A 23,940-nucleotide genomic window follows, 5' to 3' on the forward strand; every position below is an offset into this window, starting at 1 on the left:
ACGACCCGGACGGCGAACCCGACCACACGTTTCGGGGCCGCGAGACCGGCAGGAACGCCGCCGGTGGCTCGCTTGCGATCTCCACCGGCCTGCGGCTCCGAGAATGGCGGCTCCTCACACCCTGGGGGAGCCCCCCCCTGCCCCGCCACCGCCGCCATCCGCGAGACCGGCGGGAAGCCCAGCTGCGACCGCTCCGCGAGCTCCCGCACCGCGTGCCCGACGGGGTCCCACCGCACCAGCGCCTGGACCGGCCTCAGGGTCGGCTCCGCCACCACCACGACCTGCCCCTCGCCCCGCACCAGCGAGGCCGCCGCGATCCAGCGCCGCAGCGCGTCCTCGCCCGCCCGCAGATCGGGCCGGGTCAGCATGGCCCAGCCGTCCAGCAGCAGCGCCGCCGCGTACCCGGCGCCCGCCGCGACCGGCTCCGCGCCGGGCGTGCACACGACCAGCGCGGGCCGGTCCGGCACCTCGTCCAGGACGTGGTCGCGCCCGGAGGTCCGTACCGGCACCGCCGGAAACGCACGCCCCAGCTCCTCCGCGGTGCGCCGGGCGCCGACCACCTGGGCCCGCAGCCGGAACGACCCGCACTCCTCGCAGTGCCAGGCGCTCTCCTGGCGCCCGCACCAGCCGCAGTGCAGGTCCCGCTCGTCGGGGGCCTCCAGCGGCCCCGCGCAGACCGTGCAGCGGGCCGGCGTGCGGCACCGCTCGCACGCCAGGCGGGGCACGTAGCCCCGCCGGGGAACCTGGACGAGGACGGGCCCGGTCTTGAGACCCTCCCGCACGGTCTCCCACGCCAGGCTCGGCAGCCGCGCGGTCCGCGCCGCGCCGTCCCGGGCGAGCAGTTCGTCGCCGACGGTCCGGATCCGGGGCGCGTACGTCCGTACCGTCTCCCGGTCGGCGGCCAGCGGCCGGGCCCAGCCGGACTCGACGAGCTGCGCGGCCTCCACCGTGCAACTGGTGCTCCCGGCCAGGAAGGCGCAGCCGTCGGTGACCGCGCGCAGCTCCAGCACCTCCCGGACGTGCGGGAAGGGGGCGCGGTCGTCGCTGTGGCTGGAGTCGCCGTCGTCCCAGATCGCGACCAGTCCGAGGTCCCGTACGGGCGCGAACATCGCGGCCCGGGTGCCGACGACGGCCCGCACCGATCCCCGGCTGACGGCGAGCCACTGCCGGTAGCGCTTCTCGGGCCCCGACTCGGCGGTCAGCAGCGCGTGCCGGCCCTCGCCGAGCAGGGCGGTCAGGGCGGCGTCGACGCGGGCCGCGGTGCGCCCGTCGGGGACCACGGCGAGGGCCCCGCGGCCGGAGGCCAGGGTCGCGGCCATGGCGCGGGCCAGTTCGTCGGCCCAGCCGGGGCCGGGCAGCGCGGTCCACACGGCGCGCGGGACTCCGCCGGTGGCCAGGGCCCGCAGGAAGGCGGGGCCCGATCCGTACCGCTCCCAGCCCGCGGGCTCGGGCCTCCAGCCGGGGCCCGAACACCGTGTCCGCGGCGAGAGCGTCCGGCCGAGCTTCTGGGGCGACGGCACGCGCCGCGACCTCAAGGCCCTCGCCGCGGACCCGGTGTTCGGGCCCCGGCCGGAGGGCACCGCGCACGCCGGCCTGCGCGGCGGCGGCACCGCCCTCACCCGGCTCCCGGAGAAACCGGGCATATCCACAGACGTGCACGCCCGCGTCCAGCGCGTGCTCGGGACCCTGTCGGGCTGCGGCCCTGACGCGGCCGGCGGGGCCGGGGGCGGCGGTTCGGTCGGGCCGCCGAGCTGCATCAGGCCCACCGGGTCGCCGCTGCGCTCGACGAGGGCCAGCGCGTCCGCGAGCGCGGGCCACATCCTCGGCGAGTACAGGGCGGTCCCGATGGCCTCCACCACGTCCTGCCCGGTGAAGGCCTGCCCGTCGCCGCCGGTCAGCGGCCGCTGGTCCAGGCGTGTGACCAGGCCCTGGACCTTCTGCTTGGCGGTGCGGGTGTTCGTGCCGAACACGCAGCCCGGGCGGTGGGCGCACCAGGTGAGGAAGTTGTCCAGGGCCCGCTGCTGGCCGGCCGCGGAGACCAGGGCCTGCTCGGTGAGCGGTTCGGAGAGGGTGTCGACCCCGTCGAGGACCATGCGGCCGGTGGTCTTCGGGAACTGGGCGGCGTAGACGGCGCCGAGGCGGGTCCCGTAGGAGAAGCCGAGGTAGTCGAGCTTCTCCTCGCCGAGCGCCCGGCGTATCTCGTCCATGTCGCGGGCCACGCTGACGGTGCCGATGTACGGGAGCACGGGCCCGGAGGCGCGTGCGCAGCTCTGGGCCATGGCGCGGAGGGCGGCGAGCTCGGTGGCCGCACCGTCGGAGGTTGCGCCGTCGGTGGCGGGCGCCGGGCTGTCGCCCTGGCTCCGGCCGTGGCCCTGGCCGTGGCCCTGGCCGTGGCCCTGGCCGTGGCCCTGGCCCTGGGCGCCGCCCTGGCCGTCGCCGCAGCTGACGGGGGCGCTGTGGCCGACGCCCCGGGGGTCGAAGGCGACGAGGTCGTAGCGCTTGTTGAGCTCCGCGAAGAGGCCGGGGTCGGCGGCGAGCCCGGATATCCCGGGTGCGCCGGGCCCGCCGAAGTTCAACACCAGTGAGCCGATGCGCCGCGAGGCGGGACCGGTGGCGGGGAGCCGGGCGAGGGCGAGGGCGACGGTGCGCTGGGCATTGCCCTGGTCGGGGTGGCCGTAGTCGAGGGGCACGGCGAGCGTGCCGCAGCGCATGTCGGCGGGCACGGGCTTCTCGGGGCAGCTGCCCCAGCGGATGCCTCCGGTGGCGGGCGGGGGCGCGGGCGCCGCCGCGAGCGAGACGGCCGCCAGGGCGGCGGCCGCGAGGCCGCCGGCCATCCGCGTACGGGAACGGGAACGGGAACGGGAACGGTGCACTGCACCCTCCTGGGGCGGCCCCCCGGACCAGCCCCGCCTCGCCGACGCCGGCCGGTTCGAGAGGCACCGGCCCCCCCGGGCGCGCGGCCGGGTCAGTCAGGGGTGGGCAGCCCGGGGTCGGCGCAGCGGCGCCGGCGGGCTCGGCCCGGGCCGCGGCCGGCTCGGGCACCCGGCCCCGCGCGGAGGCTGGCCCCGCGGAGAGGGCCCGGCCCTGGGGGGCTCCCCGAGGCGGGGGCGCTGGGCGACGCTGGTGCCCACCACCCCGTCGGCCCCCCTCCGCACGGCCTTCCGCGAAGCCGCCTTCGGCTGAACCGCCTTGCCTGGAACGGTCGTTGTAGGCTCTGAGTGCCATGAGGAAAACCCGTCAGAGAGACCGTGACGCACCCGGGCCGCAGAGTCCCTGGGACGAGATCGTCCCCGGCCTGTGGATGGGCGGCCATCACTGGACCGACCCGGCCGGGGAACCGTGGCCGGTCGTGGCCGGCTCCGAGTTCGACCTGGTCATCAGCCTCTTCACCCGCCCGGGCCACGGTCCCGACGCGGGGGTGGAGCACCTGGTCGGGGAGGTGCCCGACGGCCCGCTCACGGGTGCGCAGCTGCGCACCGTCCAACGGCTCGCCGGTGCGGCCCGTGCCGCCCTCGACTCCGGACGGACGATCCTGGTCCGCTGCCATTGCGGCTACAACCGCTCCGGGCTCGTCGTCGCCCAGTGCCTGATCGACGGCGGACTCACGCCCGACGCGGCCATCGGCCTCGTCCGGCGCAAGCGCTCGGCCTGGGCCCTGGGCAACGGGGCCTTCACGGCCTACCTCGCCGCAGGCCTGGACACCGCCGCCCTGCTCGTCGACCTCGACCCGGCATCCGGAGCCGCGCCCGGCCCGTAGGGGTGCGCCGTCCTCGGAGCGCGGACCCGGGGCGCTCGACGTACGGTGAGCGCGACATCACCGACCGTCGAATCCCGGCTGCGCGGAGGTACACGGATGAGCACGGTCCACGAGGCCGCTCCCGGGGCGCTGGGCGCCCCCGGCGCCGAGGCGGCCGCCGGATGACCGCCCCGGCCTCGCCGGCCTCCCCGGCTTCCTCCGCGACCTCCGCCTCCTCCGCCTCCCCGGCGGACCGGGCGGGGCGTGCCGCCCGTACCGCCCGGGCCGCGAGCGTCCGGTTCGCCGCCACCCACACCCTGCCCGTCCTGGTACGCGGCTTCGTGGGCGCCCGCCCCCGTGCGACGAAGGGGCACGCCGCACCCGGCCGGCCCCGCTGGTCCGCCGCGACCCTGCGGGCCCTGCGCGCCCGGCACGGCGGGGCCCCCGTACTCGTACGCGGGCTGACCGGCGCCGCCCTGCTCGTCCTCGACGGCCCACTTCCGTTCGCCCAACGGCAGCCACGCCTCGGCAAGTACGCAGTCCAGTGCGGCCAGGACCCGGCCGTCCGGCAGGGCCTCGACGGCCCGCACCCGGGTGCGCGGGCTCCAGTCCCTCCCGCCCCCACCCTGACCGTCACCCTCACCAAGGCGGGCCGCACCAAGATCAGCTACCCGGCGGAGCTGGTCGCCGACACGGGTACGCGGATCACCGTACGGGCCCCCTGGGCGGCCGAGGGCGTACGGGACTTCGGGTTCGTGCGCTTCGAGCCGGGCGACGTGTTCACCGAGCACTTCTGGCGCGACCGCTGGTACGCGGTGAAGGAGGTGCGGACCGGCGAGGGCGTCCTCAAGGGCTGGTACTGCGACGTCACGCGCCCGGCGGTGGTCGAGGACGGCAGGATCCTGATCGAGGACCTGGACCTGGACCTGTGGGTGTCGGCCGACGGTACGTCCGTACTGCGCCTCGACGAGGACGAGTTCGCGGAAAGCGGCCTGGCCGCGACCGACCCGCAGGCGGCCGCGGAGGCCGTGCGCGCCTTGGACTCCCTGGAGGCCCAGGCCCGTTCGGCGGCCGGGCTGACGGCACTGCACGCCTGATCCCGCGACGCCCGATCCGGGGGCGGCCGCCGGGCCGGGGGCTGCGCACCGGCTGGTCTCAGCCGGTGCGCAGGTCGTAGTCGGCGGCCGTGGTGAAGTCGCCTGATTCACCGCGGATGGTGAGGGTGTGGGGGCCTTCGGCAAGCGGCGGGAGGAGGACCCACAGGCCGCAGCCCTTGGCCTCGTACCGGCCGGCGTCGCCGGTGAACGGATTGTCCTCGCTCGCGAGGAAGTGGAAATCGGTCGCCTCGTACCGCTGGTGGGCGACCTCCTTGCCGTCGAGCGTCGCGCTGCCCTCGGCCTCCGCCATGAACTGCGTGCAGTCCGCCTCTGTCTGCCCCATCCGGTTGACCAGCGGGAACACGAGCGGGTACCCGGCACGGACGGTGCACGTCCGGTGGACCGCGCCGCCGGTGGTGCCGGCGAGGAGGGTCATGCCGGAGGGCTGGCGGGGGCCGCCGCAGAAACGGCCGTCCGGGTCGAGGACGGGATTGCCCGCGCGCGGCGCGGACGCCCAGCTCCACCAGGCCCCCTGAACCATGGACGCGTCCAGCTCGGCGAGGTCCCGGCCCGCGACCGGAGCTTCCGGCGCCGCGGTCGCCGAGGCGGAGGGGGAAGCGGAGGCGGAGGCGGACTCAGGCGCGGAGGCGGCCGCCGACGTGTCGCGGGCGCCGTCCGTGTCCCCCGAACAGGCGGTGGCCAACGCCAAAACCAGGGCCGCGCCCACCGTCAGAGCTGTTCTCGTCTTCATCCCGCGAGCATAAAAGCCGGGCCCCACCCCCTCTGACCTGGGGCCCCTCCAAACGATCGGCCCTCCGCTCCACTCGCGGAGCGCCCCCCCGTCACCCAGGGGCCACGTCGCCGTCCGGGCCGCCCCGAACCACGGATCCGCGACGGCGTGGCCCCGAAGCGGCCTTCGCGGGGCCGTTCCTGAGCTCCCTCTTACAGCGTCCTTAAGTCAGGGGCTTGTGAGGGCCCCGGGATACCCCCGAGGCCCTCACAAGCCCCTGAGCACCCCTCAGAAGCCCTTCCAGCGGCAGGCCATCACCCCACCGCGTGCAGCGCCCTACGCCGCTTCGACTCCGCGGCCTTCTTCGCCACGGCCTGGGCCGCCCTCTTCTTGCGCTGTTCGGCCAGCTGGTCCTGATACGCCGCCACCGCCCGGTGGTAGCTGGCGACATAGCCCCGCGCGTCCAGCCGCTCGTCCGCGTCCATCTCGTTCACGGCCGCCACCGCGTCCTCGAAGGACGTGTAGCCGGCCAGCATCGGGTTGATCTGGTAGACGCCGTTGCGGATCTTCCGGACCAGCTTCGCCAGCTCCAGGCTCCGCAGCGCGGCGTTCACGCTCGGCCGGCTCAGGTCCAGCATCCCGCCGACCGTCGCCTGGTCGATGAGGATCCGCCCGCCCGGCTCACTGAGCGAACGCAGCTTCAGCAGTACCCGGTAGGCCGCCGGCGGAAGGTCGAGGTCCGAGAGAAGCCCGTCGGCGTTGACCGCAGCGAATCGCAAGGTGCTCACTGAGCCGTCCCTTCTCCCGTGCGCTTCGTCCGGCTCACCCGACGCGCAGCGCGCTCTCTTGCCCGTTCGGCCCGCAGTTCCGCGATGGCCTGCCTCATGTGGTCCAGCGAAGGGAAGCGCACCAGGTCCGGCAGGCTCGTATCGCTACGAATCTGCGAAATGGTGCCGTGCTGCTCCACCTTCACGAACTCACCCGTCATCTCGGTACCCGGGATGAACTCCGCCACCCGGTAACTGTAGGGCGGGTTGAACTGATACACACCCCGCCGCACCTTGAAGACGATCCCATGAGACATCACCGTGTGCAGAGCTTCCGACGTCTTCGTCCGGCTGACATCCAGGATGGTAGCCATCTCCTCCTGCGTGAGCGGAATCCGCCCCCCCGCTCGCTGACAGGCGATGAGCAGCAGGATCAACCTCAGGGGCAGCGCTTCCCGGAAGTACTGGGCGATCACGAGGAAGAACTCGAGGCTGTCCATCGAGAACGCATTCGGCTGGTTCTCGGTCCCGTAGAACTCCAGCGGCTTGCGCTCGCCGTCCAGGGTCAGCTTCCGCGTCGGGTACCGCTTCGCAAGGCTGTCCAGATCCTTGACCGGAGCCAGGGGCTGACTCCACGCGGAGATCGCGTCGTCCACCGGCAGATCGGGACGCGGAGTCCCTACCGGATTGCCCCGGCGGCGCTGTGGCTCTGATGACACGAGGCTGCTCTCCACTCCGTTGATCTGCGGAGATCAGTATGTCAACAAGGGTGACACAAGTGTCACGCTCGTTGACGTTCGGCGTGTCTTGTGTCCCCTCACAGGTGACATATCTCAGCCATACCCCTGTCCCTTATACCAATCTGACGCTGCCGACGATCTACCCTGTGTAGAGTCCGGACCCGCCCCGTCAGGCCGCCTCCCCGTCAGGCCGCCTCCCCGTCAGGCCGCCGCCCCGCTCGGCTCCGCCCCGCTCGGCTCCGCTTCCTTCGCGGCCCGGCGGCGCAGCGCGTCCTCGTCCGTGTCCGCGTCGTAGGAGATCAGCTTCGGCAGCAGCGCGGCCAGCAGTGCCACCGAGGCCACGCAGGCCAGGCCGCCGCTCCACAGGGCCGTGCGGGTGCCGGTCCAACCGGCCATCGTGCCCGCCCGGACCTGGCCGAGCTGGGGGCCGACGCTGTACGAGAGCACCTCGATGCCCGCCAGCCGCCCGCGCAGCTCCTCGGGGATCGTCTGGTTCCAGATCGTGGCGCGCCCCAGCCCGCTCAGCATGTCGCCGGCACCGGCCACCGCGAGGCACAGCAGCACGATCCAGATGTGGCCGGACCAGCCCGCGGCCGCCACCGCCAGACCCCAGACGCCCGCCCCGCAGACCACCAGCAGCCCGTGCCGGCGTACCCGCGACACCCAGCCGCTGGTCAGCCCGAGCGCCATCGAGCCCACGGCGCCCGCCGCGTACATCAGGCCCAGGGCCCACACCGCGTCGAGCTCGTCCGCGAGGAAGGGGAAGATCGCGTTCGGGAACGCGAAGAGCATCGCCGCCAGGTCCACGGCGTACGTTCCGAGCAGCACCGGGCGGCTCCACGCGTACCGCGCCCCCTCGGCGATGGCGCGCAGCGAGGGGGGTTCGGCGCCCCGGACTGGCGGAGCCGGTCGCAGCCGCAGGCACAGCAGTACCGATACGAGGAACCCCGCGACGGTGAGCGCGTACGCCGAGGCGTATCCGGCGAACGCGACGATCAGCCCGGCCAGCGCCGGGCCCGCGATGGCCCCGAACTGGTAGCGCAGCCCGTTGAGCGCGGCGGCGGCGGTCAGCTGGTCGTGCGGCACGATCCGCGCCATCAGCGAGTCCAGGGCGGGCCGCTGGAGCCCGGTCAGCGCGGACACGCCGGCCGCGACCACGTACAGCGGCCACAGCAGCGGATCGGGCAGGGCCGAGTTCACCAGGAGCACGAGGGCGAGCACCCCGAGTCCGGCCTCGGTCAGCAGGATCATCCGCCGCCGGTCGACGGAGTCGGCGAGGGCGCCCCCGTACAGGCCGCAGACCACCAGCGGGACCAGCTCCACCGCTCCCATCGCACCGACCGCGAGCGGTGAGTCCGTCAGGTGCTTGATCTGGAGCGGGAGCGCGATCATGGCCATGAACGAGCCGAAGAAGGTGACCGTGCCCTGGTAGAACAGCAGCCGGAAGTCGGGGCTGGACCGGAAGGGGGCGAGGTCGGGGAGTACGGAGGCGAAACGGGATCTGCTCACGACGGTCCATCGTCGGTGCCCGGCCTCGACCCCTTCCGGTCCAGCCCCGACTTCCGGCTGCTGTTCTACGGGCGGGGCAGGGGCTACTGCCCGAACCCCGGCCACTTCGGGCTCGTCGCGATCTCCTGCAGCTGCTCCATCGTCAGCGCCGGCAGCTTGCGCGTCGCCGCCGCCGACTGGGTCGGGGAGTTGAACGCGGAGACGATCAGCCGGGTGCCGTTCGGCCGCAGCACCTCCACGCTCCACCAGACCACGCCGGCCCCGCCCTTCTCCCCCGGCTGCTTCCGGGTCAGGAGCTTCGATCCGTCCGGCAGCGTATCGGCGGTCGTGAACAGGTCCGCCCACGTCCCCGGGTGGCCCGGGTTATCCGGCTGGATCTGAAGGCTGACCAGCGATTTGCCCTTGCCCTCGTCGAGCACCACGTAGCCCAGGTCGGCCCCGTCGTCGTCCTTGCCGACGACCGGGATCCCGTAGCCGGCCACCAGCTCGCCCAGGATGTCCAGCGCCTCCGTCCCCGACCGCACGGGCTCGGCCGGCGGCTCCGTGGGGGCGGACGGCAGGTCGTCCAGGGCCGGGTGCCACAGCGGGGAGGTCACGAGCGCCCGCAGCTGGTCGAGCGTCAGCGGCGGCGTGGGCCGGGTGGTGGCCGAGCCCTTCTCGGTCGGCGCGTTGTGCTCCTGGGCGTCGAGGAGGAACCCCTGCGGGGTCACCACCGTGGCCCGCCAGCGCTTCGTGTCCACCCTGCGGTCGGAGTACTCGTAGCCCTGGAAGAGCATGAGGCGCGAACCGTCCGCGAGCGTCTCGGAGACGCAGTTCTCGTAGTTCACCGTCGTCTTGGAGGGGCAGGTCACCATGCCGTCGGCCCCCCGGCCCTTCGGGTCCGTCCGGTTGAGGCTGAGGCCGATGGCGCCCTTGCCCTTGCCGTCGTCGAAGACCCCGCTCACCATCGGGCCGAGCTCGTCGTCGGTGCCCCGCGCCGTGGCGAGGGTGAGCTTGCCCTGCGGCAGCAACTCCTTGAACACCTCGATGAGCTGCTCCGCGGAGACGGCCCCGGAGCCGACGCGCGGGCCTCCCCGCCCTTCGCCGTCCGTCGACGGCGCCGGTGTCGGAACCGGCGGCTCCGGGGCGGCCGCCACGACCGCGGGGCCGCCGCCGCCCGGGCCGAACAGCCCGCCCGTGTAGACGCCGACCGTGCCGATCACCGCGAGGGCGAGCGCCGATCCGCCGGCCACGGCGGCCCGCCGCCGGACCACCATCCGCCGCCCGCGCCGCTCGCCGGCGGCGACGAGGTCGAGGCCGTCGGCGCTGAAGCCGTCTCCCGCGTGCCTGAGGGCTTCGCCGAGCTCATCTTCAAAGGGCATGCGGAATCAAACCTTCCGTCCAAGGGGTGTCGTGGAGTGAGGGGTCGAGCCGGGGGGCTGGCCGTTATACACATCCGGCGCCGGCGACGCGCTCCACACCACGGTTGCGCGGTGGCCGCTGGCAGCAGCGGCGCGTACTGCCGAAAGCCCCACCAGGCTCCGGGCGGCGGCGGCTCGCCCGTGAGGTGCTGGCCGAGTTGCGGCGGATCGACGCGCGGCTGTTGCTCGGGGAGCGGGACATCCGGTACCTCGCGGGCGGGGTCGAGGCCTGGCTGGAGCGCGGGGCCGGGGTGGACGCGCTGGTCGGCGCCCTGACGGGCGACCTGCCGCACCCCCTCCGCAATCCGGCCGGGCTCATCGCCCATCGCCTCGCGGCCCAGCTGCCGCCGCCGCTGGTACCGCTCCCCCGCGCTCCCGTCTTCGTACCGCCGGACCCCTTCCACATCTGCCCGACGTGCGAGAAGGCCTTCCGGAGCCCGGCCCCCGGCACCTGCAAGGGCTGCGGGCCGCCCCCAGGTTGAGGGGCTCCGAGCGCGCAGGGCGGCGTGGCGGCCGGGCGGGATGCTCAGGTGGGCCTGATCGTCGAAGCCCGCCGTCGTGGCAACGAACGGGTCGAGGGCTCCTACCGCTGACCGTCCGGGCGCAGCACGGACATGTCGACGTCCGGTCCCGCCGGTTCGGCGGGTTCGGCCGGTCCGTCCGGTCCGGCCGGTCCCCGCCTCAGCGGGCCCGGAGTTCGCGTTTGAGGACCTTGCCGCTCGCGTTGCGCGGGAGCTCGGTGACGAACTCCACCTCGCGCGGCACCTTGTAGTTGGCCATCTCCCGGCGCGACCAGGCGATCAGGTCGTCGCGGGTGAGCAGCGCTCCCGGGCGGCGTACCGCGTACGCCTTGCCCACCTCGCCCAGCCGCGGGTCGGGGATGCCGACCACGGCGACGTCTGCGATGTCCGGGTGCAGGCCGAGGAGTTGCTCGATCTCGGCCGGGTAGGCGTTGAATCCGCCGACGATGAACATGTCCTTGATCCGGTCGGTGATGCGCAGGTTCCCGGCGGCGTCTAGGACCCCGACGTCACCGGTGCGCAGCCAGCCCTCGGGGGTGATGGCCTCGGCGGTCTCGGCCGGGTCCTCGAAGTAGCCCTGCATGACGTTGTGGCCGCGTACCCAGACCTCCCCGGCCTCTCCGGCCGGCAGCGGCTGCCCGTCGGCCCCGGCGATGCGCAGCTCCGTACCGGGGATGGCCCGCCCGGACGTGGCGGCGATGGTTTCCGCCGGGTCTCCGCGCCGGCACATGGTGACGATGCCGCTGGCCTCGGAGAGCCCGTACGCGGTGAGGACGGTGGCGATGTGGAGCTCGCCACGGAGGCGTTCGACGAGCTGGAGCGGGACCACGGCGGCGCCGGTGACGACCAGGCGCAGGGCGGAGAGGTCGTGGTGGTCGCGCTGGGGGTGGTCGAGGAGCGACTGGGCGAGGTGGGCAAGGCCCGGGGGACCGTGGGGCCACTACGGTTGCAGCGCCCGCCAGATGCGGTCGGGCAGGATCCGTGCGGCCTGGGCGAGATCGATGTCCTCGGGATCGGCCAGCCAGCGCCGCGCGGTCTCGACCACGGGCCCGATCACCAGCATCTCGATCAGGAACCCGGGCAGGGGCGCGACCTCCCCTGCTTCGATCCGCGGCTGCAACCAGCGGGCGATGGCTTCGGCCATGGGAGCCTTGGCCGCGCTGATCTGGTCGGCGTGGGCGGTGAGGTGGCCGGAGCAGGCGGAGGCGTGGATGAACAGCGCGGCGTCCGGTCGCTCCTGGGTGAAGCGCAGGTAGGCCGTGACGAGTGCGCGCACCCCGGTGCGGGGGGTACGGCTGCGGGTCAGGGCGGTGGCCACCTGGTCGCACAGCTGCTGCATGCAGCGGGTGTACAGCGCGGCGGCGAGGCCGTCGAAGCTGCCGAAGTGGTGGTAGAGGCTGCCCAGGCTGACGCCACTGGCCGCGGTGACCGCGCTCACGGTGAATCCCTGCTGGCCGGATGTGCTGTACACGTGCAGGGCGGAGGTCAGGAGGCGGTCGACGGTGGCCTCCCCGCGCTGCTGCTTAGGAGCCATGGCTTGATTTCGTTGGCGTCATGCCGGACAGCCTAGTGTAATCAAAAGTAGAACTATCTTCTAGAAAAGTACTCCACAACTGAATAGGGTGGGGCCCCGATCGCGGCCCGACCGCCGCACGGGGGACAAGTGGTTCCCAGAGTGCTGGAGGACGTCATGAGTGACCGTCTGGTGCGCACAGTCGAGGTACCCGTGGGCGAGGGCGGCGACACGTTCGTCCGGGTGCAGATCCACGAGGTGGACGAGAGCCTCGTCCGGGTGGGACGGGGCGACCGCCCCATAGCGAGGGCCCGGCAGTCGCTCGACGCGATGCTGGACACGGTGCGGCCCGTGGCGGACAGCTTCGTGGGCAGGTTCCGGGAGCTGGCCCACGCGCCGGACGAGATAACCCTCGAGTTCGGGGTGTCGCTGTCCGCGGAGGCGGGCGTCGTCATCGCCAGCACGGCGACGGTGGCCAATTTCTCGGTCACTTTGACGTGGAACCGCAGCGACGCGCGTGGGCCGGCCGAGGGCGGTGCGGCCGAGGGTGCTGCGGCCGAAGGCAGCGCGGCCGAGAGCAGTCCGGCTGAGGGCAGCGCGTAGGCCCACCAGGTCCACCCATCCCAACGAGCTCGGCAATCCCATCAAGCTCGGCAAGGTCAAGGCGACGGGGGAGAGCAGCATGGCGGGGGAAGTCCGAAAAACGGGAGCCCGGAGTCCTGACGCGGCATTGGCGGGGGTGGCCGTCCGGGTCAGGGGAGAGGATCGTCGGCAGCGTGAGAAGTGTAAAATGGACAGGTCGATCGTGGATCCGGCGGGGCGGGGGCCGAGGGTGTGGTTCCAGCAGGTTCCGGAGGCGAAGAGCGGGAAGAACCGGGTGCACCTCGACCTGAAGGTCGGAGGCGGGCGCGGTGTCGCGGTCGAGGTGCGGACCCGGAGGGTCGACGAGAAGGTCGCGGCGCTCACCGGGGCGGGCGCGACGGTGCTGCGCGTCATGGACGAGCCCGAGGGCTTCTACGCCGTCGTGCTGCAGGATCCCGAGGGCAACGAGTTCTGCGTCGTGTGAGTCAGGCGCTCTGGAGCGTCAGGGTGATGGAGCCGTCGGGGGAGGCGGTGACGTCGACGGCCGTCAGGTCCAGGACGTGGGCGGTGGGGGCGTGGGCGGCGGCGCGGGGGCCGACGCCAATGACGCGCATGCCCGCGGCCCGGCCCGCGGCGATGCCGGCGGCCGAGTCCTCGAAGACGATGCAGTCGGCCGGGTCCACGCCGAGCGCGGCCGCGCCCATCAGGAAGCCCTCGGGGTGGGGCTTGCTGGCCTTGACGGACTCGGCGGTCACCTGGACCTCCGGCATCGGCAGGGCCGCGGCGGTCATCCGGGCCGTGGCCAGCGCCTTGTCCGCGGAGGTGACCAGGGCGTGCGGGAGGTTGCTGATGGAGGCCATGAACTCCGGGGCGCCGCCGACCGGGACCACACCGTCGGTGTCGGCGGTCTCGCGGGCCAGCATCACCGCGTTCTCGGCGTGGTTCTCCTCGACCGGGCGGTCCGGCAGGAGGATCGCCATCGTGGCGTAGCCCTGGCGGCCGTGGACCACCTTGAGGGCCTCCTGCGGGTCCAGGCCGTGGGAGACGGCCCAGTCGCGCCAGCAGCGTTCGACCACCGCGTCGGAGTTGACGATGGTGCCGTCCATGTCCAGGAGCAGGGCCTTGGCGGTCAGGACGGCGGGGGTGGTGGTGCTGGCCGGCATCGGCGGGGCTCCAGACGGGGCGGGAAAAGAGAACAAGTGGTTCCGTCCACCGGTCAGGGAATGAGGACGGAACCACTTTGTTCCTGAAGGATACAAAGCCGTGAGGGGTCCGCGCCACCACCGGGGGTGTGTTCTATCCCTCCAATGCGCGCCGGGTCGCCGGACCGTAGACGCCCCAGTCGTCGCCCTCGATGTCGTTCTGCCACTGGAACGTCGACACCGCGTTCTCCGTGCGCGTGCCGTACTTGCCGTCGAACTTGCCCGAGTACACGCCCCGCGCGGCCAGCAGGCGCTGGAGCTTCTCCACCTCGGCGCCCGAGTCCCCGTACCGCAGCGTGGGGGCGAGGGGTGCCGGGGGGACAGGCGTCGGGCATCGGGGGTCCTTAGCGGCGGGTGGCGGCGGCAGGGATGGCGTCGGCGAGGCGGTCGAGGACGGCCGCGGACTGTTCGTCGGTCAGGGTCAGCGGAGGGAGGAGGCGGACGACGCTGGAGTGGCGGCCCCCGAGTTCGACGATCAGGCCGCGGTCCAGGCATGCCTGGCGGACGGCCACCGCGAGGGCGGGCGCGGCTCCCCCGGTGTCGGGGTCGATCAGTTCGACGCCGATCATCAGCCCGCGGCCCCGTACGTCCCCCACGCACGGGTGGGCCGGGATCAGGCCCCGCAGGGAGGCCAGCATCCGCGCGCCCAGGGTCCGCGCACGGTCCGCGAGGCCGTTGCGCCGGACGTAGGCGAGCGTCGCGGTGCCCGCCGCCATGGCCAGCTGGTTGCCGCGGAAGGTCCCCGCGTGGGCTCCGGGGGCCCACTGGTCCAGCTCCGCCCGGTACACGATGACCGCGAGCGGCAGGCTGCCGCCGATGGCTTTGGACAGCACCATCACATCGGGTACGACCCCGGCGTGGTCGACGCCCCAGAACGCTCCGGTCCGCCCGACCCCCGTCTGGACCTCGTCGGCGATCAGCGGGATCCCCCGCGCCGCCGTGATCTCCCGCATCCTGCGCAGCCAGGCGTCCGGGGAGGGGTGGACCCCGCCCTCGCCCTGGACCGGTTCGACGATCATCCCGGCCGGCGCGGCCACCCCGCCCTTGGGGTCGTCCAGCAGGCTCTGCGTCCAGCGGGCCGACATCTCCGCGCCCTCGGCCCCGCCGACCCCGAACGGGCAGCGGTAGTCCTGCGGGTACGGCAGCCGGGTCACCCGTACGTCCGGCGCCCCGCCCGAGGCCGCCAACGCCCCCGCGGTCATGCCGTGGTAGGCCCCGGTGAAGGCGAGCAGCCCCGGCCGTCCGGTGGCGGTGCGGACCAGGGTGAGCGCCGCCTCCACCGCGTCCGTCCCGGCCGGCCCGCAGAACTGGATGCGGGCGTCGGCGGCGAGCTCCGCCGGCAGGTTGGCGAACAGCTCCGTGGTGAAGGCGTCCTTGACCGGTGTCGCGAGGTCCAGGACGTGCAGCGGGGCCCCGGAGTCGAGGACCCCGCGGATGGCTTCGAGCACGACGGGGTGGTTGTGGCCGAGGGCGAGGGTGCCTGCGCCGGAGAGGCAGTCGAGGTAGCGCCGCCCGTCCGCGCCCTCGATGGTCAGGCCCCTGGCACGCACCGGGACGATGGGCAGGGAGCGCGCGTACGTCCGCGCGGCCGACTCCCGTTGAGCCTGCCGCCGCAGGATCCCCGCCCCCGGCCCGACGGCAGGCTCAACGGGAGTCGGCTTATAAGGGACAGCCCACTGACACCGCCCGCCGTCCAGCACCCAGGGACAGGCGACGGGATCACGGACCTCAGCCGACGTGCCCGCTCCCAGTCGACCTGGACCACCCGAAGCCGGCTCCACCGGCGCAGCGGGTCGAAGGCGTGGCCGCAGACGCTGCCCGGCCGGTTGTCCGAGCGACGAAGTCGATCGGGAACGGAGGCGGCCACCCGCACACGCGAGGCCGCCAACGACGAGAAGCGCGTAGCGATCGTTCGCGCCCCCGTCAGGCCCGGTCGGGCACCCGCACCCACACCCACGCCCACACCCGCCCGTCCTACCCCGCGACGGCCTCATACAGCGAGAACACCGCCAGCGCCCCCATCACCCCCGCCGCGATCTTCGTGATCAGGCTCAGCGGCACGTACTTCATCAGCGTCCGCCCGCCCAGGATCCCGATGCCGGCCACGGCCCACAGGGCGAGCACCGCTCCGATGCCGACCGAGACGGGGTCGTCGTACCGCGCGGCGAGGTTCGCGGTCATGATCTGCGTCAGGTCACCGAACTCGGCGACCAGGATCAGCATGAAGCCCGCCCCCGAGACCTTCCAGAAGGACTGGTCGGCAGGCGGCTTGACCTCTTCCTCCCCGTCGCTCTTCTTCAGGAGCAGCATCGCCGCGCCCGCCAGGAACAGCACGCCCACGACGGCCTGCACCAGCCGGTGCGGAAGCAGGGTGAGGACGCTGCCGGCCGCGATGGCGAGGGCCACGTGCACGGCGAAGGCCGCTGCGACACCCACGAAGACGTACGAGGCGCGGTAGCGGGTGCCGAGCATCAGACCCGCCAGGGCCGTCTTGTCGGGGAGCTCGGCGAGGAAGACGACGCCGAAGGCGATCGCCATCACGGTGAAGCTGAACACGGAGCGGAACCTCTATCGGTCGGGCAGGACGCCATCGAGACCGAGAGTGCGAGACCAAGACCGGATGTGGATCAGGGGTCGCTTCGGCTCGGCGGCGCCCTGAGCTAGTACACGTACACGGCACGACTGAATGCACGTACGCACAGGACACTGCGGCCGAAGGTCTCGCTGGCCGACCCCGCACACGAACGCGCGGCCTGCCTCCGGGCGCCGGCTGGTGTGACCCAGCAGTATGTCGACGTTCCGGCGAAGAGCTACTCCCCTTCTGCTCCTCCAGCGTACGCGACGCCCGCCACCTCCCAAAAGAGGACTTTGGGCCCACTCTGCACCGCACGCACCCCCACCCCAACTCCCCTCACATCCGGCCGCGTTACAGTCCTCGTCATGACATGCCCATGTCCCCACACTGTCATCTGAAAAAGAAGCCATCCGAGTTCGTGCCAGGTCTCGTGGGCTCGGAGAGGTGTACAAGGGACGGGTCAAGGGCACCGGCGCCCCCGGCGTCGGCAGGGCCGGGGTCCCGGACGGCCCCCTCCCCCCGCACCCCGCGCGACGACGCGCTCGTACGCGAGGAGCGGCGCGAGGCGCTGGCCGTCCAGCAGCGCCACGGCCTGTCCGCCCCCGGTCACAGCGCCGCGCCCCTGCGCCTGTACGTCTCCGACGCCATCCGCGACATCACCGACGGGGTGGTCGAGCTGGAGGAGGCCGTGTGCGCCCGGCTCGGGATCCTGCGGCCCCGCCGCGCCCTGGTGCCCGTACGGCTGCGCCGGCTCGCGGCCCTGCTGGACGAGATCGCGGCCCATCCGGACCTCGCCCGGCACGTGCGGGACGAGCTGCGGCGCATGGCGCGCCGCTGCGCCCGCGCGCTCGGGGACACCGAGCAGGTGGTGCGGGTGTCCGGCCGCTGCCCGTGGTGCGACTCCGTGTCCCTGCGCGCCTTCCCCGACCGCCGGGCCGTGCTGTGCGTCAACCCGGCCTGCCGCTGCACCGGCGAGGAGTGCGGCTGCCACGACGATCCGGCCTACCGCCACCTGTGGCCCGAGGGCGAGTGGGCCGTACTGGCGTCCGACTCGGGCTGCCGCACCGAGGAACTCGACTCCGCGATGGAAGGCAACGCCCAGTGACCCCTCCGCTCCCTGCGCTCCCCGCGCCGGCCCCTCAGGCCCCCCTCGCCCGGTTCTCCCCGCTCCCCACGCTGATCCCGGGTCCGCTGGCCGCCCACGAGGCCGGGGTCGCGCCCTCCACGATCCGCAAGTGGGTCCAGCTCGGGCGGCTGACGGCGGCGGGCAAGGCCGGGCGGGCGCAGCTGTTCCGGCTGGAGGACGTGTTCGCGGCCGAGCGCGACGCCAGCAGGCGTACGGCGGCGGGGATGCCCGGGGTGGCGCCGGCCTGACCCGCCGGCCCCCGCGGCCCGCCGAGCACCCGCCGAGCACTCGCTGAGCACCGCCGGCCCCGCCGGGCACCGCCGGGCACCGCCGGGCACCGGCCGAGCACCCGACCCGACCCGTACCACCCACCACCCGCCACGCGCCATCGCACCGCACCGGATGCCCGGCCTCCTTCCCGGAGGCCGGGCATCCGGCGTTTCCGGGGCCGGGCGGGTCCCCGGGGGAACCCACCTCCGAATTAGTTGCGCGCGCGCACGCACCATGTCACAGTTGGTGCAGCGGCAGAGCTGCGCCCGCAAGCCGGGAAGCGGCCCGCCGCTCCGCGTCGGGCGGTGTCCGCCTGCGGACCATCTCCTGTTCTTCTGCCTTCGGCAGCCCCTCAAGCAGCTCCCTGTATGCGAAGCGGCCCCTGCTGGTCTGCAACGAGGGCGTGGCCCGCACGAACCCGCGGACGGTCGTGTCCCACACTGCTGCAGCCAGGGCCTGCGCGCCGCTGGTCTGTCCGGCCGCGGCCATGTCCATGCAGCCACGCAGCAACGTCGCACGCACGTTGAGCCCAGGGCGTTCGCCCCCGGCCCGGGGCACCCCCCGGCGAGGGCCGGGGAGGGTTGAGGCGCCCCGAGGAGGGCCGCCGTCACCCGGACGGGGTGGGGGTCCACGGATGGCCCCTCGTCGCCTCCGACCTGCGGAAACGGTGTGCCGACGGGCACTCCGGGCCACATCTGACAGCGCATCAGCAGGCGCGCAGCCGCCACCCCCGGTTATCTCGGGAACACGACCCCGTGTCCACAGGAGACCTCCAATGCGCCGACGCACCGCCCACGTGCTCACCGCCACCGCGCTGACCGCTGCCGCGTTCACCGGCCCGGTGGCCGGCGCGGTCGCCGCCGCGGAGCTGGGCGTGGCGGGTTTCGCGGCCGGGGACTTCGCCCCGCTGGAGGTCTGGCCCAAGTCCGCCTCCCCCGGCACCACCGTCACGGTGAACACCAGCGCCTGCGGCCGCGCGAGCCACGCCGAGGGCGATGCCACCACCGTCGGTGGCGGCCGCTTCAAACTGACCCCGGGGACCCGCAAGGAGGTGGTCGTGGGGCAGTTCCAGGTCTCCCGCGGCACCCCTCCCGGGACCTACGGCATCGGCGCCACCTGCGCGAACGGCAAGTTCGCCACCGGCGACCTGATCGTCACCGAACACGACCGCGGCCCCCAGGGCCACGTGCGTACCGGGGTGGGCGGTGGCACGACCACCACCGCCGACCCCGCCAAGATCGCGGCGGGAGCGGCAGTGCTGGCCGCGACCGCCGCCGGCGGTATCTGGCTCCTGCGTCGCCGGGCGAGCGGCACGCGGAGCTGACGGACGCCCACCGCGGCTCCGGCCGCGGTCCGACCGGTACCGTCCCCCGTCGCCCGCCCCGCGAGGTCCCCCCCGTTCGCGGGGCCGGGCGACGGCCAGTCACCACACAGCGTTCGAAGGCGCGACGGCGAGGGGGCCCGTGATGGACACGAACCGAGCCCGCTCCGGCGGGCTCGTGGCGCTCGCCGCCTGCATCGGCGTCTGGCTCGTCGGAAGCGGATCCGGCGAAGAGGTCCGGCCCCCGCTGCCCTCACCCGGCGAGGCCCTGAGCGCCCACGCCCAGTACCCCGGGTGCGCCCGCAGCCCGCGCCCACTCCGCGGGGGTCTGCCGGCCGACCCCCGCGGGGTGGGCGCGGGCTGCGGGCGCACCGCTTCGGGGGCGTCCCGGACTCCGTCCGGGTCCCGGCCCGTTCGGGCGGCCGCGGGCAACGGCACCCCCGCACCCGGGACCGCGCGCGGCGGCACTATTGTCGTCCTCCGGCGAGTCCCAGGGGGAGGACCACACCGTCATGGAACAACTGCACCCACGGGACCCGGACCACATCGGTCCCTACCGGCTGCTCGCGCGCCTCGGCACCGGCGGCATGGGCCAGGTCTTCCTCGGCCGCTCGGACCAGCCGGGCAGGGAGTCGGACACCGGCCTCGGCGCGCGCACGGGCACCGACACTGGCACCGGTCCCGGCCCCGGCGCGGATGCCGGAGCCGCCGGGCACACCGCCGCCGTGAAGCTGATCCACCCCCACCTCGCCGCGCACCCCGGCTTCCGCGCCCGTTTCCGCCGCGAGGCCGCCGCCGCCCGCGTCGTCGGCGGAGCCTGGACCGCGCCGGTCCTCGACGCCGACCCCGACGCGGAGGTCCCCTGGCTGGCCACCGCCTACATCGCCGGGCCGAGCCTGCGCCAGGCCGTCGGCCGCGACTTCGGGCCGCTGCCGGTCGCGTCCCTGCGGGTCCTGGCCCAGGGACTCGCGTACGCCCTGCAGGACATCCACCGCGCCGGCCTCGTCCACCGGGACCTGAAGCCCGGCAACATCCTGCTCACGGTCGACGGGCCCCGCGTCATCGACTTCGGCATCGCCAGGACCCTGGAGGCCACCGGCGATCCCGTCCTGACCCAGACCGGCGAACTCCTCGGCTCCCCCGGCTTCCTCGCCCCCGAGCAGGTGTACGGCACGCCCGTGACCCCCGCCTGCGACGTCTTCGGCCTCGGCGCCGTGCTCGCCTACGCCGCCACCGGACGGCTGCCGTTCGGGGACCCGGAGCAGTCCGGAGGCATCGCGGCGCTCCTGATGCGCGTCACCGAAGCGGAACCGGACCTGAGCGGCGTACCGGCCGAACTGCGCGACCTCGTACACGACTGCCTGCGCAAGGATCCGGCCGCGCGGCCGACCCCCGCCGAGGTGCTCGCGCGGGCCGCCGAGGACGCCGGGAGCACCGAGGCCGCCGGGGACTCGGGGAACGCTCCGGCCCTGTGGCTTCCGGGTGCGCTGATCGCGCAGCTCGGGCAGCACGCCGTGGCCCTGCTCGAGCGCGAGGCGTCCGGCCCGGACCGGCCCGCTCCCCCGGCCCCGGCTCCGGGCCGGGTCTGCCGCACGATCGGGTGACATCTGAACTGGCTTGCCTTGCATGGCAGGTGGGAAGGATGTCGCTGTGCCCAAGCCTTATCCCCAGGAGTTCCGCGAGGACGTCGTGCGGGTCGCGAGGAACCGCGGTCCGGGCGTCACGGTCGAGCAGGTGGCCGCCGACTTCGGCGTCCACGCGATGACGTTGTGGAAGTGGATGCGCCGCGCGGACATCGACGACGGCGTGAAGCCCGGGACGACCAGCCAGGAGAGCGCGGAACTGAGGGAAGCGCGTCGGCGGATCAAGCTGCTGGAGCAGGAGAACGAGGTCCTGCGGCGGGCGGCGGCCTATCTGTCGCAGGCGAACCTGCCGGGAAAAGGATCTACCCGCTCGTGAAGGAGCTGGCCGGCGACGGGGTGCCCGTCACGGTCGCGTGCCGGGTGCTGAAGCTCGCCAGACAGCCCTACTACCGCTGGCTCGACGAGCCGGTGACCGCAGCCGAGGTCGAGGAGGCCCATCGCGCGCAGGCGCTGTTCGCCGCGCACCGCGACGACCCGGAGTTCGGCTACCGCTTCCTGGCCGACGAGGCCCGCGACGCGGGTGCAGGCATGGCTGACCGCACCGCCTGGCGGATCTGCCGGGACAACCAGTGGTGGAGCGTGTTCGGCAAGAAACGCGGCCGGGCCAAGAAGGCGGGCCCGCCGGTCCACGACGACCTGGTGAACCGCGTCTTCACCGCGACCGGCCCGAACCGCCTGTGGCTCACCGACATCACCGAACACGCCACCGGCGAGGGCAAGCTGTATCTCTGCGCGGTCAAGGACGCCTTCAGCAACCGCATCGTGGGCTACTCCATCGACGCCCGGATGAAGTCCCGCTTGGCAGTGACCGCCCTGGACAACGCCGTCGCCCGGCGACAGAGCGTCGCCGGATGCATCCTGCACAGCGACAGAGGATCGCAATTTCGCTCCCGGAAACTCGTCCGGGCCCTCGGCCGCCACCAGATGGTCGGCTCGATAGGAAGAGTCGGGGCGGCCGGCGACAACGCGGCCATGGAGTCCTTCTTCAGCCTGCTGCAGAAGAACGTCCTCGACCGACGCACCTGGTCCACCCGCGAGGAACTGCGGATCGCGATCGTGACCTGGATCGAACGGACCTACCACCGACGCCGCAGACAAGCCGCCCTCGGCCGGCTGACCCCCGTCGAATACGAGACCGTCATGACCACGTCGGCTCTTCAGGCCGCGTGACTGAACCTGTCACCCAACGCTGCATCAGACCCTCCCGGACACCGCCGGGGCCCGGTGGGGCAGGCTCCGGGGCCGTGTCGCCGCCGTCGGGGCGGCTACTCCGCGTGCGGATCCATCACCGGGGCGGTATGAATTGATCTGTCCCTTATGTGATCGGAGTGACGCGTGGACGACTATCCGCTGCTCAATCTGTTCTGGACCATGCTCTGGCTCTTCCTGTGGGTCATGTGGTTCTTCCTGCTGTTCAAGGTGATCACGGACGTCTTCCGCGACCACGACCTGCACGGCTGGGGCAAGGCGGGATGGCTGGTCCTGGTGCTCCTGCTCCCGTACATCGGGGTCCTCGTCTACCTGATCGTCCGCGGCCGCGGCATGGGCAAGCGGGACGTGAAGCAGGCCCAGGAGAACGAGAAGGCCTTCCAGGACTACGTGAGGAAGGCCGCCAGCGGCCCCGGCCACAGTCCGGCCGAGGAGCTCGCGAAGCTGTCCGCCCTGAAGGAGAAGGGCGACATCACCCAGGAGGAGTTCGCCAAGGCCAAGGAGAGGCTCCTGGCCTGACGGCCCTCCCGTCGAACCCGTGCAGGGGCGGACCGCGTGCGGTCCGCCCCCGCACGGGTTTCAGGCGGCGGCGAGCGGGGTCTCGGCGTCCGTCAGCAGGTCGATCAGGGACGAGCGCGCCCGGGCCACGCGGGAGCGGACCGTGCCGATCGGGCAGCCGAGCATGAGGGCCGCCTCGGCGTACGGGAGCCCCAGGAGCTGGGTGAGGACGAAGACCTCGCGCCGCTCGGCGGGGATCTCCGCCAGCAGCTCCGAGAGGGCGACCCCGTCCTCGAAGCCGGGCAGACCGCGGGGCTGGGTCTGCTCGGCCGCGGTCTGCCAGTCGTCTCTGTCGGCGATCTTGGGGCGGGCCGCCTTGTGGCGCAGGCTGTCCACCACGGTGCGGCGGGCGATGGACAGCAGCCACGTACGGGCGGAGGAGCGGCCCTCGAAGCGGTGCAGGCTGACCAGGGCGCGCAGGAGGGTCTCCTGGGTGAGGTCGTCGGCGGACTGCGGGTCGCCGCTCAGGTAGGAGACGTACCGGCGCACATCGCGCTGGACGGCGCGGACGAACCGGTCCACGGCGGCCGGGTCGCCGTCGCGGGCGGCCAGGGCGAGCAGCGTGACCGCCTCGTCGGGGCCGGCGGCGTGGCGCGCGGAGGCCGTGGCCGTGGCGGCGCGGCCGGAGGGTGCGGGGGCGGCGGGTGCGACGGCGGGCGGAGCCTGTCCCTTATACAAGTCTGACGCCGCGGACGGCCCGACGCGCACGACCCGTCGAAGAGCCACGCCCCGACGATGCTCACGACCGACCTGTCGCTGCGCTTCGACCCGGCGTACGAGCAGATCTCGCGCCGCTTCCACGAGAACCCGGCCGAGTTCGCGGCCGCCTTCTCCCCCCCGTTGTTCAAGCTGACCCACCTCGACATGGTCCCCGTGGTCCGCTCCCTCTGCCCCGAGGCCCCGACGCCCCGACGTACGCCGACCCGCGCCGGGGTCGGCGTACGGTCCGTCAGAGCCGGTGCACGCGTTCCCGGGCGAAGGCCAGCGGGTGGCGCCCGGCGGCCAGGATGCGCAGACCGGGGGCCACGGCCAGCAGGTCGCGCAGCCAGGCGAGCGTCTCGGCCGCGAGGTGGTCGGAGCCGTCGAGGACGAGCAGCATGTCGCGCTCGGCCAGCCACGAGGCCGCGTTCGACGTCCCGCACGGCAGGAAGGGCATGCCCGGTACGCAGCCCAGGGCGGCCGTCAGATCGCGGACCCCGAAGCGGTGCTCCATGGTGACCACGGCCACCCCGTCGAAGAAGTTGGACGCGAGCCGTTCCCCGATCTCCCGCACCAGCACGCTCCGGGGCTCCCGGAACCTTCCGGTGACGGTGAGCACCCGGCCCCGCCGTACGGCGGTGAGCAGGCGGGACAGCTCCACGGACGTCGCCGGAAACGTACCGGCGCCGGCGGATTTCCCCATCGGCACGATGCCCCCCATGCATGCGTGACCATTCGCGGC

At 73.6% G+C, this 23,940-nt stretch carries 22 protein-coding genes and 5 pseudogenes; 11 read left to right on the top strand and 16 right to left on the bottom strand.

All coding sequences use genetic code 11. The features are described from left to right. Window positions 1-140: 140 nt before the first annotated feature. Window positions 141-1,451 (bottom strand): annotated as a pseudogene (locus DRB96_RS45715) (primosome assembly protein PriA); the annotation flags it as partial. 519 nt (window positions 1,452-1,970) lie between these two features. Continuing rightward, window positions 1,971-2,834, bottom strand: a pseudogene (locus DRB96_RS45720) (alpha/beta fold hydrolase); the annotation flags it as partial. A gap of 389 nt (window positions 2,835-3,223) precedes the next feature. Between DRB96_RS45720 and DRB96_RS42090 the strand changes: the two are divergent. Further along, the gene (locus DRB96_RS42090) at window positions 3,224-3,757 is read left to right on the top strand and encodes a dual specificity protein phosphatase family protein (protein ID WP_112453052.1); all 534 of its coding nucleotides are present in this window, start codon (window positions 3,224-3,226) and stop codon (window positions 3,755-3,757) included. 605 nt (window positions 3,758-4,362) lie between these two features. Beyond that, window positions 4,363-4,833, top strand: a complete 471-nt coding sequence (locus DRB96_RS42095) for a DUF402 domain-containing protein (RefSeq protein ID WP_112454471.1) — start codon at window positions 4,363-4,365, stop codon at window positions 4,831-4,833. Between the two features lie 58 nt (window positions 4,834-4,891). Here DRB96_RS42095 and DRB96_RS45725 read toward each other — a convergent pair whose 3' ends face one another. From DRB96_RS45725 to DRB96_RS42125, 5 genes are all read right to left on the bottom strand, one after another. Further along, the gene (locus DRB96_RS45725; protein WP_239516700.1) at window positions 4,892-5,584 is read right to left on the bottom strand and encodes a signal protein; all 693 of its coding nucleotides are present in this window, start codon (window positions 5,582-5,584) and stop codon (window positions 4,892-4,894) included. Window positions 5,585-5,877: 293 nt separating this feature from the next. Beyond that, a complete protein-coding gene (locus DRB96_RS42110; RefSeq protein ID WP_112453053.1) occupies window positions 5,878-6,351 on the bottom strand; it encodes a MarR family transcriptional regulator in 474 nt (157 codons plus the stop codon). Further along, window positions 6,348-6,986: a hypothetical protein gene (locus tag DRB96_RS42115; protein ID WP_239516702.1), complete on the bottom strand. Its 639-nt coding sequence runs from the start codon at window positions 6,984-6,986 to the stop codon at window positions 6,348-6,350. Before DRB96_RS42115 ends, DRB96_RS42110 begins: the two co-directional genes overlap by 4 nt. 285 nt (window positions 6,987-7,271) lie before the next feature. Then, window positions 7,272-8,579 carry an MFS transporter gene (locus DRB96_RS42120; protein WP_112453054.1) on the bottom strand — a complete coding sequence of 436 codons (1,308 nt, stop codon included), beginning with the start codon at window positions 8,577-8,579 and terminating at the stop codon, window positions 7,272-7,274. Between the two features lie 83 nt (window positions 8,580-8,662). Beyond that, entirely contained in the window at window positions 8,663-9,940 is a 1,278-nt protein-coding gene (locus tag DRB96_RS42125; RefSeq protein WP_112453055.1) for a hypothetical protein, read from the bottom strand. A 104-nt stretch (window positions 9,941-10,044) separates the two neighbouring features. Here DRB96_RS42125 and DRB96_RS43600 point away from each other — a divergent pair, with 104 nt between their 5' ends. After that, window positions 10,045-10,461: a hypothetical protein gene (locus DRB96_RS43600; protein ID WP_162689174.1), complete on the top strand. Its 417-nt coding sequence runs from the start codon at window positions 10,045-10,047 to the stop codon at window positions 10,459-10,461. A 199-nt stretch (window positions 10,462-10,660) separates the two neighbouring features. On the opposite strand, the pseudogene DRB96_RS42130 reads toward DRB96_RS43600, so the two are convergent. Together DRB96_RS42130 and DRB96_RS42135 are read right to left on the bottom strand one after the other, a co-directional pair. Continuing rightward, a pseudogene (locus DRB96_RS42130) lies at window positions 10,661-11,404 on the bottom strand (AMP-binding protein); the annotation flags it as partial. 36 nt (window positions 11,405-11,440) lie between these two features. Beyond that, window positions 11,441-12,034 carry a TetR/AcrR family transcriptional regulator gene (locus DRB96_RS42135; protein ID WP_112453056.1) on the bottom strand — a complete coding sequence of 198 codons (594 nt, stop codon included), beginning with the start codon at window positions 12,032-12,034 and terminating at the stop codon, window positions 11,441-11,443. A 156-nt stretch (window positions 12,035-12,190) separates the two neighbouring features. On the opposite strand from DRB96_RS42135, the gene DRB96_RS42140 reads away from it, so the two are divergent. After that, complete coding sequence (locus tag DRB96_RS42140) at window positions 12,191-12,616, top strand: CU044_2847 family protein (protein ID WP_239516703.1); 426 nt, start codon at window positions 12,191-12,193, stop codon at window positions 12,614-12,616. 196 nt (window positions 12,617-12,812) lie between these two features. Continuing rightward, window positions 12,813-13,079: pseudogene (locus tag DRB96_RS42145) on the top strand (VOC family protein); the annotation flags it as partial. A 1-nt stretch (window position 13,080) separates the two neighbouring features. Here DRB96_RS42145 and DRB96_RS42150 read toward each other — a convergent pair. The 4 genes from DRB96_RS42150 to DRB96_RS42165 form a co-directional block, all read right to left on the bottom strand. After that, the gene (locus DRB96_RS42150; protein WP_112453057.1) at window positions 13,081-13,758 is read right to left on the bottom strand and encodes an HAD-IA family hydrolase; all 678 of its coding nucleotides are present in this window, start codon (window positions 13,756-13,758) and stop codon (window positions 13,081-13,083) included. A 133-nt stretch (window positions 13,759-13,891) separates the two neighbouring features. Next, on the bottom strand, window positions 13,892-14,065 hold the full coding sequence (locus DRB96_RS43605; protein WP_162688967.1) for a peptidoglycan-binding domain-containing protein: 174 nt from the start codon (window positions 14,063-14,065) through the stop codon (window positions 13,892-13,894). A gap of 76 nt (window positions 14,066-14,141) precedes the next feature. Beyond that, window positions 14,142-15,416 (bottom strand): diaminobutyrate--2-oxoglutarate transaminase family protein, encoded by a 1,275-nt coding sequence (locus DRB96_RS42160; RefSeq protein ID WP_112454477.1) that lies wholly within the window; start codon window positions 15,414-15,416, stop codon window positions 14,142-14,144. A gap of 355 nt (window positions 15,417-15,771) precedes the next feature. Further along, window positions 15,772-16,353, bottom strand: a complete 582-nt coding sequence (locus DRB96_RS42165; protein WP_112453059.1) for a TMEM165/GDT1 family protein — start codon at window positions 16,351-16,353, stop codon at window positions 15,772-15,774. A gap of 437 nt (window positions 16,354-16,790) precedes the next feature. On the opposite strand from DRB96_RS42165, the gene DRB96_RS42170 reads away from it, so the two are divergent. Both DRB96_RS42170 and DRB96_RS42175 read left to right on the top strand, forming a co-directional pair. Beyond that, a complete protein-coding gene (locus DRB96_RS42170; protein ID WP_239517851.1) occupies window positions 16,791-17,477 on the top strand; it encodes a hypothetical protein in 687 nt (228 codons plus the stop codon). A gap of 71 nt (window positions 17,478-17,548) precedes the next feature. Next, a complete protein-coding gene (locus tag DRB96_RS42175; RefSeq protein WP_112454479.1) occupies window positions 17,549-17,746 on the top strand; it encodes a hypothetical protein in 198 nt (65 codons plus the stop codon). 259 nt (window positions 17,747-18,005) lie between these two features. Here DRB96_RS42175 and DRB96_RS42180 read toward each other — a convergent pair whose 3' ends face one another. Then, the gene (locus tag DRB96_RS42180) at window positions 18,006-18,263 is read right to left on the bottom strand and encodes a hypothetical protein (protein WP_162689176.1); all 258 of its coding nucleotides are present in this window, start codon (window positions 18,261-18,263) and stop codon (window positions 18,006-18,008) included. A gap of 280 nt (window positions 18,264-18,543) precedes the next feature. Here DRB96_RS42180 and DRB96_RS42185 point away from each other — a divergent pair, with 280 nt between their 5' ends. The 4 genes and pseudogenes from DRB96_RS42185 (at window position 18,544) to DRB96_RS42200 (ending at window position 22,460) form a co-directional block, all read left to right on the top strand. Continuing rightward, the gene (locus DRB96_RS42185) at window positions 18,544-19,092 is read left to right on the top strand and encodes a hypothetical protein (RefSeq protein WP_239515945.1); all 549 of its coding nucleotides are present in this window, start codon (window positions 18,544-18,546) and stop codon (window positions 19,090-19,092) included. 509 nt (window positions 19,093-19,601) lie between these two features. Further along, a pseudogene (locus tag DRB96_RS42190) lies at window positions 19,602-20,624 on the top strand (serine/threonine-protein kinase); the annotation flags it as partial. 115 nt (window positions 20,625-20,739) lie between these two features. Beyond that, a protein-coding gene (locus tag DRB96_RS42195; protein ID WP_112453061.1) for an IS3 family transposase occupies window positions 20,740-21,902 on the top strand; the annotation gives its coding sequence in 2 pieces (ribosomal slippage) (window positions 20,740-21,024 and window positions 21,027-21,902; 1,161 coding nt in all). A 165-nt stretch (window positions 21,903-22,067) separates the two neighbouring features. After that, window positions 22,068-22,460, top strand: a complete 393-nt coding sequence (locus tag DRB96_RS42200; protein ID WP_112453062.1) for an SHOCT domain-containing protein — start codon at window positions 22,068-22,070, stop codon at window positions 22,458-22,460. Between the two features lie 60 nt (window positions 22,461-22,520). On the opposite strand, the gene DRB96_RS42205 is transcribed toward DRB96_RS42200, so the two are convergent. Both DRB96_RS42205 and DRB96_RS42215 read right to left on the bottom strand, forming a co-directional pair. Next, window positions 22,521-23,177: a sigma-70 family RNA polymerase sigma factor gene (locus DRB96_RS42205; RefSeq protein WP_112454485.1), complete on the bottom strand. Its 657-nt coding sequence runs from the start codon at window positions 23,175-23,177 to the stop codon at window positions 22,521-22,523. A 271-nt stretch (window positions 23,178-23,448) separates the two neighbouring features. Beyond that, complete coding sequence (locus tag DRB96_RS42215) at window positions 23,449-23,901, bottom strand: hypothetical protein (RefSeq protein WP_162688668.1); 453 nt, start codon at window positions 23,899-23,901, stop codon at window positions 23,449-23,451. Window positions 23,902-23,940 lie beyond the last annotated feature (39 nt).

It is taken from the genome of Streptomyces sp. ICC1 (genome assembly GCF_003287935.1).
Classification (GTDB): Bacteria; Actinomycetota; Actinomycetes; order Streptomycetales; family Streptomycetaceae; genus Streptomyces; species Streptomyces tritrimontium.

Excerpts from the sequence above, each read along its gene's own strand:
- DRB96_RS42135 (WP_112453056.1), bottom strand. The coding sequence starts at position 12,034 with ATGGCTCCTAAGCAGCAGCGCGGGGAGGCCACCGTCGACCGCCTCCTG.
- DRB96_RS42180 (WP_162689176.1), bottom strand. The coding sequence starts at position 18,263 with ATGGACATGGCCGCGGCCGGACAGACCAGCGGCGCGCAGGCCCTGGCT.
- DRB96_RS45725 (WP_239516700.1), bottom strand. The coding sequence starts at position 5,584 with ATGAAGACGAGAACAGCTCTGACGGTGGGCGCGGCCCTGGTTTTGGCG.
- DRB96_RS42185 (WP_239515945.1), top strand. The coding sequence starts at position 18,544 with ATGCGCCGACGCACCGCCCACGTGCTCACCGCCACCGCGCTGACCGCT.
- DRB96_RS42215 (WP_162688668.1), bottom strand. The coding sequence starts at position 23,901 with ATGGGGAAATCCGCCGGCGCCGGTACGTTTCCGGCGACGTCCGTGGAG.
- DRB96_RS42150 (WP_112453057.1), bottom strand. The coding sequence starts at position 13,758 with ATGCCGGCCAGCACCACCACCCCCGCCGTCCTGACCGCCAAGGCCCTG.
- DRB96_RS42140 (WP_239516703.1), top strand. The coding sequence starts at position 12,191 with ATGAGTGACCGTCTGGTGCGCACAGTCGAGGTACCCGTGGGCGAGGGC.
- DRB96_RS42090 (WP_112453052.1), top strand. The coding sequence starts at position 3,224 with ATGAGGAAAACCCGTCAGAGAGACCGTGACGCACCCGGGCCGCAGAGT.
- DRB96_RS42125 (WP_112453055.1), bottom strand. The coding sequence starts at position 9,940 with ATGCCCTTTGAAGATGAGCTCGGCGAAGCCCTCAGGCACGCGGGAGAC.